General features: G+C 63.7%; 13 protein-coding genes. 4 read left to right on the top strand and 9 right to left on the bottom strand.

Annotated elements, in window-relative coordinates:
• Positions 1-110: 110 nt before the first annotated feature.
• Together FJW04_RS12580 and FJW04_RS12575 are read left to right on the top strand one after the other, a co-directional pair.
• Positions 111-317, top strand: coding sequence for a DUF680 domain-containing protein (locus FJW04_RS12580; protein ID WP_015314342.1), 207 nt, complete (start codon positions 111-113; stop codon positions 315-317).
• Between the two features lie 69 nt (positions 318-386).
• Positions 387-635, top strand: a complete 249-nt coding sequence (locus FJW04_RS12575; RefSeq protein ID WP_015314341.1) for a DUF680 domain-containing protein — start codon at positions 387-389, stop codon at positions 633-635.
• A 74-nt stretch (positions 636-709) separates the two neighbouring features.
• Here the strand turns inward: FJW04_RS12575 and ugpC are convergent, their stop codons facing one another.
• The 5 genes from ugpC to FJW04_RS12550 form a co-directional block, all read right to left on the bottom strand.
• The gene (gene ugpC, locus FJW04_RS12570; protein WP_015314340.1) at positions 710-1,822 is read right to left on the bottom strand and encodes a sn-glycerol-3-phosphate ABC transporter ATP-binding protein UgpC; all 1,113 of its coding nucleotides are present in this window, start codon (positions 1,820-1,822) and stop codon (positions 710-712) included.
• Positions 1,823-1,851: 29 nt separating this feature from the next.
• Positions 1,852-3,516, bottom strand: a complete 1,665-nt coding sequence (locus FJW04_RS12565) for an alpha-glucosidase (protein WP_140714411.1) — start codon at positions 3,514-3,516, stop codon at positions 1,852-1,854.
• 4 nt (positions 3,517-3,520) lie between these two features.
• Entirely contained in the window at positions 3,521-4,675 is a 1,155-nt protein-coding gene (locus FJW04_RS12560; RefSeq protein WP_140714409.1) for a carbohydrate ABC transporter permease, read from the bottom strand.
• A gap of 1 nt (position 4,676) precedes the next feature.
• Complete coding sequence (locus tag FJW04_RS12555; protein ID WP_015314337.1) at positions 4,677-5,690, bottom strand: sugar ABC transporter permease; 1,014 nt, start codon at positions 5,688-5,690, stop codon at positions 4,677-4,679.
• Positions 5,691-5,863: 173 nt separating this feature from the next.
• Positions 5,864-7,219 (bottom strand): ABC transporter substrate-binding protein, encoded by a 1,356-nt coding sequence (locus tag FJW04_RS12550; RefSeq protein WP_140714407.1) that lies wholly within the window; start codon positions 7,217-7,219, stop codon positions 5,864-5,866.
• A 364-nt stretch (positions 7,220-7,583) separates the two neighbouring features.
• Here FJW04_RS12550 and FJW04_RS12545 point away from each other — a divergent pair, with 364 nt between their 5' ends.
• Positions 7,584-8,606, top strand: coding sequence for a substrate-binding domain-containing protein (locus FJW04_RS12545; protein ID WP_140714405.1), 1,023 nt, complete (start codon positions 7,584-7,586; stop codon positions 8,604-8,606).
• Between the two features lie 58 nt (positions 8,607-8,664).
• Here the strand turns inward: FJW04_RS12545 and FJW04_RS12540 are convergent, their stop codons facing one another.
• On the bottom strand, positions 8,665-9,573 hold the full coding sequence (locus FJW04_RS12540; protein WP_140714402.1) for a LysR family transcriptional regulator: 909 nt from the start codon (positions 9,571-9,573) through the stop codon (positions 8,665-8,667).
• Between the two features lie 98 nt (positions 9,574-9,671).
• Here FJW04_RS12540 and FJW04_RS12535 point away from each other — a divergent pair, with 98 nt between their 5' ends.
• Positions 9,672-10,205, top strand: a complete 534-nt coding sequence (locus tag FJW04_RS12535) for a hypothetical protein (RefSeq protein WP_140714400.1) — start codon at positions 9,672-9,674, stop codon at positions 10,203-10,205.
• Here FJW04_RS12535 and FJW04_RS12530 read toward each other — a convergent pair.
• From FJW04_RS12530 to FJW04_RS12520, 3 genes are read right to left on the bottom strand one after another with little or no spacing between them, the layout of a single operon-like run.
• Complete coding sequence (locus FJW04_RS12530; protein WP_140714398.1) at positions 10,177-11,616, bottom strand: S8 family serine peptidase; 1,440 nt, start codon at positions 11,614-11,616, stop codon at positions 10,177-10,179. The two genes, FJW04_RS12535 and FJW04_RS12530, sit on opposite strands and share 29 nt — an antisense overlap.
• Entirely contained in the window at positions 11,606-12,274 is a 669-nt protein-coding gene (locus FJW04_RS12525; RefSeq protein WP_140714396.1) for an anti-sigma factor, read from the bottom strand. Before FJW04_RS12525 ends, FJW04_RS12530 begins: the two co-directional genes overlap by 11 nt.
• The gene (locus FJW04_RS12520) at positions 12,271-12,837 is read right to left on the bottom strand and encodes a sigma-70 family RNA polymerase sigma factor (protein ID WP_140714394.1); all 567 of its coding nucleotides are present in this window, start codon (positions 12,835-12,837) and stop codon (positions 12,271-12,273) included. Before FJW04_RS12520 ends, FJW04_RS12525 begins: the two co-directional genes overlap by 4 nt.
• Positions 12,838-12,936: the final 99 nt, after the last annotated feature.

Genomic DNA, 12,936 nt, shown 5'->3' with positions numbered 1-12,936 from the left:
CTGTCCAGCAGGGCAGCGACCGCAACCTCTTCGGCCATTAACGGCCATCCCACGGCCGGTGGGCTCTGGCCCGCCGGCAGCCGGACTTCCAAAATTCAGGAGTACCTAACATGAACAAGATCCTTATTGCTGCCGCCGCCGTTCTGGCCCTTTCTGGCAGCGCTTTCGCCGGCAGCGACAACTATGGCTCCAACGGCGCCAATCAGGCTGCTGCCGCTTCGACCGACAATTCGAATACCGCGTCGATCGGCAAGTCGGCTCCGGCCACCTCGGCGCCTGTCCAGCAGGGCAGCGACCGCAACCTCTTCGGCCATTAACGGCCATCCCACGGCCGGTGGGCTCTGGCCCGCCGGTCCGCGGGACTTCCAAATTCAGGAGTACCTAAAATGAACAAGATCCTCATTGCCGCCGCCGCCGTTCTGGCCGTCTCCGGCAGCGCCTTCGCCGGCAGCGACAATTATGGCTCCAACGGCGTCAACCAGCCCACTGCTTCGTCGACTGTCAATGTCGATACGTCGCATACAGGTGCGATCCGCAACAGCGATTCGCCTGTCTACAAGCTGCTCAACTCGTCCGGCGACGTGCAGAAGCCGGCCCACCAGGGTGCCGATCGCAATCTCTTCGGCAACAACTAACCAGCCTGTGCAGACAAGAAGAGCGGCGGGCCAGGCCCGCCGCTTTTGTTCTTTGCATTACCGGACGGCCGTCTTCAGGCAGCCTTTGCTTCCGCTTCGTGGAGGGCAAAGGAGCGACCATCCGCATCGAAGATATGGAGATCGCCGGCATTGGCGGTCAGCCGCAGCGTCGAGCCGCGCTTGACCTCGACATTGCCCGGCAGCTTGGTCACCAGCGGCAGGTCGGCCCGGCCGATATCGACATAGACCAGCTGGACCTCGCCAAGCTGTTCGAGATAATCGACGGTCCCCTCGAACAGATAATCCGCACCGCTGGCGATCGCGAGATCTTCCGGCCGTACGCCGAAGCTGACCGCCGCTCCCTTTGCCGAAGCAGGTGTCGCGATCGGCACCGTCGCCTTGCGGCCGCCGACATGGCTGACGATGGTCGGATTGCCCGTCTTGTCGACCGTCGCCGGCAGGATGTTCATGGCCGGCGAGCCGATGAACTGGGCGACGAAGAGGTTGCCGGGGTTCTTGTAGAGTTCCATGGGCGTGCCGACCTGCTCGATGTGCCCGTCCTTCAGCACGACGATGCGGTCGGCCAGCGTCATCGCCTCGACCTGGTCGTGCGTGACGTAGATCATGGTCGTGTTGGGCATCGATTCCTTGAGCTTGGCGATCTCGATGCGCGTCGCAACGCGCAATGCGGCGTCAAGGTTCGACAGCGGTTCGTCGAACAGGAACACCTTCGGATTGCGCACGATGGCGCGGCCGATGGCGACGCGCTGCCGCTGGCCGCCCGACATCGCCTTGGGCAGACGGTCGAGATATTTGGTCAGCTGCAGGATCTCGGCGGCTTGCCGAACCCTTTTGTCGATCTCGGCCTTGCTTTCCCCACCGATCTTCATCGAGAAGGCCATGTTGTCGTAGACGGTCATGTGCGGGTAGAGGGCATAGGACTGGAACACCATGGCGATGCCCCGCTTCGAGGGTGGCACGTCGTTGACCACGTGGCCGTCGATCTTGAGTTCACCCGACGTGATTTCCTCGAGCCCGGCGATCGAGCGCAGCAAGGTCGACTTGCCGCAGCCCGACGGACCGACGAAGACTATGAACTCGCCCGATTTGATGTCGAGGTCGATGCCGTGGAGAATGTTAAGATTGCCATAGGACTTCTTCACTTGTCTCAAATTGACATCGGCCATTGGTTTCCTCCAGTGATTCCTCGGATGTTTCAGCCTATGCGTCCGAACCAAGCGCCATAGCCGCCGAGCTCGACCGACCCGGTGCTCGCCTGCCCGGAGAACCCGTGTCCCGGCAAAGGTTGCAGGGTTCGGTTGCCGAGGTCAACCTTCGCCGGCCTTGCGCCCAGATTGAAGACGCAGACGATCTCCTCATTGCCCGACCGGCGGGTGAAGGCGACGGTGTCGCCCTGGCTTTCGATGAAGGCGATGTCCCCCTTGGCCAGCGCCGGATGGGCGCGGCGGAAAGAAAGAAAGCGCCGGTAATGCTCAAGCAGGGAGGTTTCGTCGCCTTGCTGCACGTTGACCGCCTGCGGCAGATGCTCGGCCGGTACCGGCAACCAGGGTTTTGCCTGGGAGAAGCCGCCATTCCTTGCATTGCCATCCCACACCATGGGCGTGCGGCAGCCGTCGCGGCCCTTGAATTCAGGCCAGAAACGGAGGCCGTAGGGATCCTGCAGATCCTCGAAGCGCAGGTCGGCCTCGCCGAGGCCGAGTTCTTCGCCCTGGTAGATGCAGACCGAACCGCGCAGCGACATCAGCAATGCCGAGATGACCTTGAGATAGGCCGACGGGTCCGCCTCGTCGGCGGCCCAGCGCGAGGCCGGTCGCATCACGTCGTGGTTTGAAAACGCCCAGCACGACCAGCCATCGCTGGCCACCCGGCCAAAAGCTTCCAGCACCGAGCGGACCTTGGCGGCACTGATCTTTTCCGGCGCCAGGAAGTCGAAGGAATAGCACATGTGCACGCGCTTGCCGCCGGCGGTATAGGCGGCGACCACGTCCAGCCCGCGTTGCGAATCGCCGACTTCGCCGACCGCTGCGGTCGCCGTGTACTCGTCGAGCAGCGCGCGGAAGCGCTCGAGGAAGGCGAGGTTTTCCGGTCGGCTTTTGTCGTAGATATGGTCCTGGTAGTTGTAGGGATTGACCGCCGGCGCCGTCTGGTCGTTGCGCTGTTCCGGCGGCAGCGGCGGGTTGTTTTCCAGCCCCTGGCTGTGGAAGTAAAAATTGATGGTGTCGAGGCGAAAGCCGTCGACGCCGCGTTCCAGCCAGAAGCGGGTGACGTCGAGCAGCGCGTCCTGGACTTCGCGGTTGTGGAAATTGAGGTCGGGCTGCTCGGCCAGGAAATTGTGCAGGTAGTATTGCTGGCGGCTGGTGTCCCATTGCCAGGCCGAGCCGCCAAAGATCGACAGCCAGTTGTTGGGCGGCGTGCCATCGGGTCTTGCATCCGCCCAGACATACCAGTCGGCCTTGGGATTGGTGCGGCTCGAGCGGCTTTCCTTGAACCAAGGGTGGATATCGGCGGTATGCGACAGCACCTCGTCGATCATCACCTTGAGGCCCAGTCGGTGCGCCTCCGCCGTCAGCGCATCGAAATCCGCCAGCGTACCGAACATCGGGTCGACGTCACAATAATCCGAGACGTCATAGCCGAAATCCTTCATTGGCGATTTGAAGAAAGGCGAGATCCAGATGGCGTCCGCGCCAAGGGCGGCAATGTAGGGCAGCCTGCCGATGATGCCCTTGAGGTCGCCGATGCCGTCGCCATTGGAATCCTGATAGCTGCGCGGATAGATCTGGTAGATCACCGCGCCCCGCCACCAGTCGCGGTCGATGGCGGGGTCTGGTTTCGAAGTCGCCTTCAAAGCCGATTGCATGGTCTCAACCTCCTTTCACCGAGCCGGCCAGCAGCCCGCGGACGAAATAACGCTGCAGCGAGAAGAAGACGATCAGCGGCACGATGATGGTGATAAAGGCCGATGTCGTCAGGATCTCCCAGTTACCGCCACGCGAGCCAAGCAGAGCATTGAGCTTGGCCGTCAGCACGATCTGATCGGGCGCCGTTCCGAGGAAAACCATTGCCACCAGGAGATCGTTCCATACCCACAGGAATTGGAAGATGGCGAAGGAGGCAAGCACCGGGAAGGACAGCGGCAGCACGATCTTGACGAATATCTCGAAATCGCTGGCGCCGTCGATGCGCGCCGATTCCATAATCTCGCGCGGCAGGCCGGCAATATAGCTTCGCAAGAGGTAGATGGCGAAGGGCAGTCCGAAGCCGGTATGCGCCAGCCAGATGCCGAGATAGGTCTTGGACGGCACGCCGAAGAACGTGCCGACGCCGTTGTAGAGCTTCAGGAGCGGAATGAGCGACATCTGCAGCGGCACCACCAGCAGGCCGATGACGACGGCGATCAGGAGCGCGCGGCCTGGAAAGCGCATCCAGGCCAGTGCGTAAGCCGCAAAGGCCGCGATCAGGATCGGGATGACGGTCGCCGGGATGGTGACCGTTAGCGAATTCATGAAGGAGCGGCCGATGCCTTCGGAAAACAGCACGGTCTGATAATTGTCGGTGGTGAATTTCGGCGGCGCCGACGAAGCATAGTAGACGCGCTGGCCCCTGTCGCCCTCGAACGCCTTTGGCGAGGCCATGACGAAGCTGCCGTCGGCGTTGAGTTGCAGGGTCACGCCGTCACCGAGATCGGCTGATGTGCCGGCAGGATACTGCGTCGGTGCCGCCGCCTTGACGCCGAAGGCGCTTATCGCGCGCTTGGCCCCGTCGCCGAAGATGTTGCCCTGGAGAACGAACTTGCCGTCCTTTTCTACCTGTGTGGAGGCGGCCGGCAGTCGCCCGGCTTCCGTCTGGCTGGAACTGGCGAAGGAATTCCACCAACCCGAGGCGATGATCTGGTCCTTGTCGCGCAGCGACGAGACGAGGATGCCGAGCGTCGGGATGGTCCAGATCACCACGAAGACGAGCACTGCGATATGGACGCCGAAACGGCTGGCGAAGGAATTTCCGGTCGCGACGGCCATGTCAGTGCCCTCCCGTCTCTTTGTTGGCCTGGCGGATGTTCCAGACCATGATCGGAATGACGGCAATCATGATGATGATGGCTATGGTCGCGCCGCGGCCGAAATCGCCGCCGCCGCGGAACATCCAGTCGAACATCAGATTGGCCAGCACCTGGCTGTTCCATTGACCGTTGGTCATGGTCAGAACGATGTCGAACACTTTCAGCACCAGGATGGTGATGGTGGTCCATACCACCGCGATGGTGCCCCAGATCTGCGGCACCATGATCTTCCAGAAGATCTGGAACGGGTTGGCGCCGTCTATGACCGCGGCTTCCAGTGTTTCTTCGGGGATGCCGCGCAGCGCCGAGGACAGGATGACCATGGCAAAGCCGGTCTGGATCCAGATCAGGATGACCATCAGGAAGAAGTTGTTCCAGAACGGCAGCGATATCCAGACCTGCGGCTGGCCGCCGAAATACTGGATGATGGCGTTGAGCAGGCCGATCTGGATCTGGCCCTGGCCACGATATTCGTAGATGAACTTCCAGATCACGCTGGCGCCGACGAAGGAGATGGCCAGCGGCAGGAAGATCAGGCTCTTGGCGATCGTTCCCCACCATATTTTGTCGGTGAGCACGGCGATGATCAGGCCGAGGAAGGTGCAGGCCGCCGGCACCACCGCCAGCCACAATATGTTGTTGCGGATGGCGTTTCGCAGATCCGGATCGCGCAGCGCCCATTCATAGTTGGCGAATCCCACGAAACTCGTGCCGCCGCGATCGAAGAAGGACAGCCACAGCGTCGCGATCACCGGATAGACCAGGTAGATGGTCAGGATGATCAGCGCCGGACCCACGAACAACCAGGGCCGCACCAATCCCTGCCGGCGCAGATTGTTGACGGCGGCCGTTCCGGACACCCCGCGCGCGGGGAAGATCAGGTCAAGCAGTTTGTTGGCGCCCCAGAAATAGGCGACGCAGCCGCCGACGCCGATGATGATGACGAATATTGCCGAGAAAATCTGAGCCGCCATGGGTCCCTCTCCCTGCGCGTGACCGGCCAGCGATGCTGGCGACCAATGCGCCGACTTTCAGTTATTCGGAACAATCGAAACGCGAAGCTTCCGGCGTGCCCCGCCGGTCGGATCCGGGCCGTAGCCCGAATCCAGTAGCAAGATGAGGAAAGATCAGGTCGCGCCGGAGCGGCCTATTTGATGGCGTCCCAGCTCTTCTGGATGTCGGTGGCGACGTCCTGGGGGGACTTGCCGCCGACCAGGTCGATCATGCCAGTCCAGAACGAGCCGGCGCCGACCTTGCCGGGCATCAGGTCGGAGCCGTCGAAGCGCACCGTCGTGGCGCCGACCAGGATCTCGCCCTGCTTCTTCAGCGCATCGCTGCCATAGGCGTCCTTGTTGGCCCCCTTGAAGGGTGTGACGAAGCTCTTCTGTGCCATCCACAATTCATGCGCGAGCGGCATTTGCAGGAACTTGATGAATTCGCGCGATGCCTTGGAATCCTTGGTGATCATCACCAGCGTTCCGGCGACTTCCAGCGGCGTCCCGAGCTCCGGCTTGGCGGCGTAGGGCGGGTAGGGGAAGAAGTCCGCATCCTGGCCAAGCTTCACGCCCTCCGGGAAGAAGGAGGGGATGAACGATGCCTGATGGTGCATGTAGCACTTCGGCGGTACGGTAAAGAGGCCCTTCGGGCTGTCGCGGAAGTCGGTCGCCGCGACCGCCTTGGCGCCGCCGTCGACCATCTTGTCGTCGGTGGCGATCTTGCCGAAGATGTCGATGGCGTTGACCACGGCCGGGTCGTTGAACGGAATCTCGTTCTTCACCCACTTGTCGTAGACTTCGGGAGTCTGCGTGCGCAGCATGATGTCCTCGACCCAGTCGGTCGCCGGCCAGCCCGTCGCGCCGCCCGAACCAAGCCCGATGCACCACGGCTTGCCGCCATCGGCGATGATCTTCTTCTCGAGTTCGGCAAGTTCTTCCTGCGTCTTCGGCACCTTGTAGCCGGCTTCCTCGAAATTGTCGGGCGAGTACCAGACCAGCCCCTTCACGTCGATCTTGTAGGGAAAGGCATAGAAGCCCGGCTTGCCGTCCTTGCCGTTGTAAGTTCCGAGCTTGGCCCAGGAGTCGCCGGCGGCGTAATTCTCCTTGACCCAGGCTGCGACGTCGTCGCCGAGCGGGGTCAGCACGCCCTTGGAAGCGAGGTCCTGGATGAGGCCCGGCTGCGGCAGGACGGCGATGTTGGGCGGGCTGCCGGCCTGGGTGTCGATGACGATCTGCTGCTCGTAGTTCTCGGACGAGGAATATTTGACCTCTGCGCCGGTGGCTTCGGAGAAATAATCAAGTACCGACCGGACAAGCGTCTCGTCCTCGCCACGCCACGGTCCGAAGATGGTCAGGGTCTCGCCCTTGAGGTCGACTTTCTTGAGGTCCTCGTAATTCGCCCAGTTGAAGCGCTTGTCCTCGCCCGGCTTGAACTTCAGTTCGGCATGCGCGGGCGCGCTCAGGGCGAATGCGGCAGACGCAACACCCAGCAAAAGCATTTTCTTCATCGGTATTCCTCCCAGTGGGTCATACACACCGGACGGAACCTCCATTCCGCCCGCCGACGCCGCAGGACTGTGACTCAGTCGCAAGGGAACCGCAACCTTTCGAACAGTCTTCCAAAGCGCTTTGGCTTTGTTGATCTCGCCACTGAATCGGGCGGGTGTCAAGGGGGAGCAGGAACTAATCGATTTAGTCGCCGTCTGCCAGGGTCCAAAAATTTGCACCGCAACATGCTTTTTCGGCACTGCAGCAGCAATTTTCGTTTCAAACCGGGCCCCGGCACGCTTATGGTCCATGTGGAGTTGGCCACGCCCTTGTGGCGTTTGGGTCAATTGAATTTAAAAGCGATTTGAGGCAGGGAGGCCTCTCGTGAACCTCAAGCAACTCGCGCATATGCTGGCGCTTTCCCAGACCACGGTAAGCCGGGCGCTGAACGGCTATCCCGAAGTCAACGAGGAAACCCGCAGGCGTGTCGTGGACGCAGCCAAGCGCCACGGCTATCGCCCCAATCCGAGTGCGCGCCGGCTGGCCACGGGTAAGTCCGGAATGATCGGCTATGTCCTGCCGACGGGTGCAGCCGTCGACATCGATCCCCATTTCGTCGAATTCCTGTCCGGTCTTGGCGACTATGCCCGCTCGCACGAGCTCGACCTTGTCCTGTCACCGACCGATGCCGATGACCAGGAAACGACCTACCGCCGCATCGTCGCCAACCGGCAGGTCGATGCCGTCTACATCTCTTCGCCGAGGCCGCAGGACAGGCGCGTGGCGCTGGTCAACACGCTCGGCATTCCTTTCATCGTCCATGGCCGCAGCGAGGGCCTGAATTTCGACTACCCCTTTCTCGACATCGACAATGAAGGCGCCTTCCACGAAGCCGCGCGGCTGCTCGTCCAGCTTGGCCACCGGCGGCTGGCGCTGATCAACGGCGACGACCGCGAGACCTTTGCCGTCCACCGCGAGCGCGGCCTGCGCCGGGCGCTGGCCGCGAGTGGCCTGGCATTGGACGATCGCCATGTCTGCTCGCTCGTCATGACCGAGGAGAACGGCTATCGCGCCGCCCGGCGCCTGCTCGAACAGGACGACGCGCCGACGGCAATCGCCTGTTCCAGTCTGATCATGGCGCTCGGCGTCGTGCGCGCGGTGCGCGACCTTGGCCTCAGCATTCCCGGCGACGTCTCGCTGATTGCCCATGACGACGTTTTTCCCTGGCTGAAGCCGGAGAATTTTTCCGTGCCGCTGTCCACGACGCGCTCGTCGATCCGGCTGGCCGGCGCACGCATCGCCGAGCGGCTGGCGGCGCGGATATCGGGACTGGAGGAGGGCGCGCGCGGCGAGGTCTGGCCGGTCGACCTGGTGGTCAGGGGATCGGTCGCCGGCGCGCCGGCCTGACCGCTCGCCAGCGGGGTCAATTGCTGGAACGACTTCTGCGCTGCCTCTGCCCGTTGTCTCAGCCTGCGGATTTAAGATGATCGATGAAGGCGCGCAGCTTCGGCAGGACCTGGCGCTTGCCTGGATGATAGAGGAAGACGCCCGGTGTCGCGCCGGCAAAGTCCTCCAGCACCGGTTTGAGTTTTCCCTGTTCTATTGCGCCGTCGGCGACAGGCCGAGGCGTCTGCGCCAGGCCGACGCCTTGGATCGCGGCCCCCAGCAAGGTTGGATAGTCATGCGCGATCAGCGGGCCCGAGACGACCGCCTCGATCGCCCCGTTGCCGTCGGCGAAGGACCAGGGTGCGACGGCGCCGTTCGCGCGGCGCAGGCGCAGGCAGGCGTGGCGGCCCAGATCGGTGATCTGTTCTGGCTGGCCGTGGCGCTCGAGATAGTCCGGGCTGCCGACGACCACGAAGGAGAAGGGCGGCGTCAGCCGCACCGCGATCATGTCGGGCGCGATGAACTGGCCCAGCCGGATGCCGGCATCGAATCCGCCGGCGGCGAGATCGACCATCTCGTCGCTGGCGGCGATCTCCAGTTCGATCTCGGGATAGGCCCGGCAGAACGACGCGATCATAGGCTCCAGGATCAGCGGCACGACCGCGCGGGGCACGGACAGTCGCAAAAGCCCGGTCGGCCGCTGGCCGACATCGCGGGCGACCTCGCCCGCGGCCATGATCTCTTCGAAGGCAGGTCCGGCGCGGTCGAGGAACCGCTGGCCAGCCTCGGTCAGGCCGACGCTTCGGGTCGTGCGGGCAAACAGGGCCGCACCGATGCGGGCTTCCAGCGCGCGCACCGCCTGGCTCACCGCGGACGGCGTTACCGCCAGTTCCGCCGCGGCACGGCGAAAGTTTCGATGCCGCGCGACGGCCAGGAATACCTCGACCCCGTCCAACGCACCGTGCCGGATTGTGTATCTCTGCTTCATAGGCTGTTCTGATTACAGCGGATGGCCGAACTATGAAAGCAGTCTTAGCTATCGGTCGAAGTGCGCGGGACCGTATGACCCCCTGTTGCGAGGAACCGATGTCAACGCCGATGCTGTTCCAGATCCAACTCGTCCTGGGCTATGTCGCATGGCTGCTTTGCTTCGGTGCATATGGCCTGCCATGGCTGGACTCGATGGATCGGATGGCGGCGCAACGCGCCATTGCCACGCTGCACAGTTTCCGCTTCTTCGGTCTCGTGTTCCTGCTTCCGGGCGTGGTCGGCCCCAATCTGCCTGCCGGCTTCGCCATGTTCGCCGCCTATGGCGACTTCGCCACCGGGATGCTGGCCATGCTGGCATTGCTGACGGTCAGAGTTCGCCTGCTCTTCTGGGCATTCGTCGTCGCCTTCAATGTTGTCGGAATGGCCGACCTTGTCGTCGACTATTACCACGCCATCCAGACCGAACTTCCCGAGCATGCGGAGCAGTTGGGAGCCACCTATGCGATTCCCATCGTCTACGTGCCGCTGCTGATGATCACGCACATCGCCGCGTTCTGGTTCCTGCTTCGTCCCGGCAAAGCGCGGCCTGAGCCGTCGTTGGCTATTCCTTCGCCGTCCCTGCAGCCTTGATGTCCAGCAGGCCGTAGCCGAAATCATTGTCGCGCCCCTTAAGCCCGAGATCCTTCGCGGTCGCCGCAAGCGCCTTCTCGATGTCGTCGGCCGAGCGGTCGGGCGTGGCATGGATGAGGTTGGCGATGGCGCCGCTGACGATCGCGGCCGCGAACGACGTGCCGGTAACGACATCCGAGCCGGCGCCGCTCGGCGCCACCATGTCGACGCCCGGCGCCGAGATGAACACATAGGCGCCGCGATTGGCCCGCGGCATCAGCGCATCCTTGGCGTCGGTGGCCGTCACGGCGATGACGCCGTCAAAGGCGGCCGGATAGCCGTAGGGCGCCTTCGGCCCGTTATTGCCGGCCGCCGCCACCAGCACCATGCCAAGCGCCCGTGCATTGCGGCAGGCGGTGCCGAGCAGGTCGTTTTTCGGTCCGACGAAGCTCATATTGATGATGCTGACATTCTGGTCCGCCGCCCAGTCGAGCGCCGACAGGATGACGTCCATGGTCGACTTGCCGCCCTCGAAGGCGCGCGCATGGTAGATCCTGGCGCCCGGCGCCATGCCTTCCAGCGGGCCGACGCCGGCAATCAGACCGTCGATCGAAGTGCCGTGGTCGCGCTTTTCGATCGGCACGTCGGGCATGGCGTCGAACTGCGCGGCGATGACGCCGGCAAGCGCCGGATTGCTGTCGTCGATGCCGGTATCGATGACGGCGACGCGCACGTTCTCGCCGCTGGCCTGTTTGGCGTCGAGCGCGATGCGGTCGAAGGCATAGTTGACGATGCCGGCCGCCTGCTGCAGCGAGTAGATGTGGTTGGGCTCGCGGCGCCGCGTGCGGCCGTCGGCGGCAAGCTGCGCCAGCACCACGCCGACAGGGCGGCCATCGGGAATGCCGAAACGCACCAAAGTGGCGCCAAGCAGCCGGGACTGGCGCTGCGATCGCACTTCTAGGCCGAAGGAAGCGGCGATTTGCTGCACGGCGCCGGCATCGCCATCGACCGTCACCAGCACCTCGTCCGGCACGAAGTCCCCGGTCACGGCGCGCCGCGACTGGACGGCGATGAGATCGGTCGGCGAGACGATCGGTCCACTGGCTGGTGGGCCGGCCTGGTTGCCCCCGGGGGAAGTCGCGGGCTCCGGCCGTGGTGTCGGCACCGGTGCAGGAGGGGCGGCCGGATTGGGGAAAAGGTCGACGATCAAGGCGGGCAGAAAAACGGCGCTGGCCTGGGCCGCACCCGACCCGTTTTTGGTGGCGCCGCCGTCCTTGACGCAGTCGGCCGCCGTTGCATTGGCCTCGTTGCTGCAATCGATTTTGGCCCGCTCGGGATTAGCCTCGTTGGTCTGCGCCGACGCAGGCACGGCGGCGATTGTCATCGCCGCCGCAAGGACAGCCGCAAATCGAATGACCGCCTCAGCCGCCATCAACAGGTTTCCTTCCCTCGATCACGGTCTCGGCGAAAGGCTGCGCGGCAACAAGGCTGCGCGCCTTCTCGTAGTCGGCGGCTGTCGTCGCCGGAATGGCGAGCCTGAAGACGCCATCGGCGGTCGGTCCGCCGATGATCTTGAGCTTGTTGGCGTCGAGGAAGACGGCAATGTCGGCCATCTTGGCGTCCGGCTTGAACTTGACCAGCGCAAACGGCAATTTGGCCAGATCGTCTTGTGCGCCGGCGATTTCGAAATTGCCGCCCTTGCCGCCGGGCTGCACCAGGGACTGCACCGCGATCAAGGCCAGCAGAACCGCGGCCGCCGCCCAGGCGACGCCGACCGGCACCGCCATGAAACGGGCCCAGGCCTGCGCCAGCCAGGACGATCCTGCCGGCCTGCGTGCAGGCCCGGCCTCCGCGTCCAGCGCCTTGGCGAAGCGGCTGAGCGCATCGGCCGGCGGGCGGATCGCCTCATTGGCCGCCGCCGTGCCGGAGAACTCGGCTTCCGCCTCGCCAAGTGCGGCAAGTGCCGAGGGATCGTTGGCCAGCCATTCCTCGACGGCTTCCAGATCCGAACCTTCGAGCGAGCCGTTCAGGTAGAACGGCAGCAGCGTCTCCATTTCGTCGCGGCGCGACATCTTTTCAGCGGCGCTCATGGCCACCCCCTGTCGTAACCGGCGGCTTTCAGGGCTTCGCCGAGTTTCTTGCGGGCGTAGAACATACGGGTTTTGACGGTCGCGACCGGAATATCGAGCACCTCGGCGATCTCGGTCACCGATTGGCCCTGATAATAGGCGAGATCGATCACCGTGCGGTGCTCCTCGGGCAAGGCATCAATCAGGCGGCGCAAGGCGGCGGCCTTATCCTCCTTCATGGTGACGACCTCGGGCGTGTCGGCGCTGTCGGGCACCGCGGCGGCGGCCTCGTCGTCGATCCAGTCTTCCTTCTTCTTGCGCAGCAGCGACAGCGCCTTGAAGCGGGCGATGCCGAGCAGCCATGTCGAGACTTCGGAGCGCCCTTCGAAACCCGGCGCCTGGCGCCACAATTCGAGAAACACCTCGTTGGCGATATCGTCAGCCATCATTTCCGATCCCGTCTGGCGCGCCACGAAGCGGTAGACCCGCGCGTGGTGACGCATGAACAGGAGCCGCACGGCGGCCCGGTCGCCCTTCGCGACCCGGTTGACCAGCGCGCGATCGGTCTCCGTCGCCGCTGTCATGGCCGGTCGAGCCGCCTGGCTCCTGTTTGCTCTGTCGCCGATCGGTCCAAAAAGGTTCATCCTCCGCCAAGGAATTTTGGGAGGCTAACCGAAGAGCGG

It is taken from the genome of Mesorhizobium sp. B2-7-3 (assembly GCF_006440715.1).
GTDB classification, from domain to species: Bacteria; Pseudomonadota; Alphaproteobacteria; order Rhizobiales; family Rhizobiaceae; genus Mesorhizobium; species Mesorhizobium australicum.
The sequence above is the reverse complement of the archived record's forward strand: the minus strand, read 5'-3'. Positions and strand labels throughout refer to the sequence as shown.

What these genes read in the sequence shown, in the direction of transcription:
- FJW04_RS12580 (WP_015314342.1), top strand. Translation starts at nt 111, where the DNA reads ATGAACAAGATCCTTATTGCTGCCGCCGCCGTTCTGGCCCTTTCTGGC.
- FJW04_RS12575 (WP_015314341.1), top strand. Translation starts at nt 387, where the DNA reads ATGAACAAGATCCTCATTGCCGCCGCCGCCGTTCTGGCCGTCTCCGGC.
- ugpC (WP_015314340.1), bottom strand. Translation starts at nt 1,822, where the DNA reads ATGGCCGATGTCAATTTGAGACAAGTGAAGAAGTCCTATGGCAATCTT.
- FJW04_RS12565 (WP_140714411.1), bottom strand. Translation starts at nt 3,516, where the DNA reads ATGCAATCGGCTTTGAAGGCGACTTCGAAACCAGACCCCGCCATCGAC.
- FJW04_RS12560 (WP_140714409.1), bottom strand. Translation starts at nt 4,675, where the DNA reads ATGGCCGTCGCGACCGGAAATTCCTTCGCCAGCCGTTTCGGCGTCCAT.
- FJW04_RS12555 (WP_015314337.1), bottom strand. Translation starts at nt 5,690, where the DNA reads ATGGCGGCTCAGATTTTCTCGGCAATATTCGTCATCATCATCGGCGTC.
- FJW04_RS12550 (WP_140714407.1), bottom strand. Translation starts at nt 7,219, where the DNA reads ATGAAGAAAATGCTTTTGCTGGGTGTTGCGTCTGCCGCATTCGCCCTG.
- FJW04_RS12540 (WP_140714402.1), bottom strand. Translation starts at nt 9,573, where the DNA reads ATGAAGCAGAGATACACAATCCGGCACGGTGCGTTGGACGGGGTCGAG.
- FJW04_RS12535 (WP_140714400.1), top strand. Translation starts at nt 9,672, where the DNA reads ATGTCAACGCCGATGCTGTTCCAGATCCAACTCGTCCTGGGCTATGTC.
- FJW04_RS12530 (WP_140714398.1), bottom strand. Translation starts at nt 11,616, where the DNA reads ATGGCGGCTGAGGCGGTCATTCGATTTGCGGCTGTCCTTGCGGCGGCG.
- FJW04_RS12525 (WP_140714396.1), bottom strand. Translation starts at nt 12,274, where the DNA reads ATGAGCGCCGCTGAAAAGATGTCGCGCCGCGACGAAATGGAGACGCTG.
- FJW04_RS12520 (WP_140714394.1), bottom strand. Translation starts at nt 12,837, where the DNA reads ATGACAGCGGCGACGGAGACCGATCGCGCGCTGGTCAACCGGGTCGCG.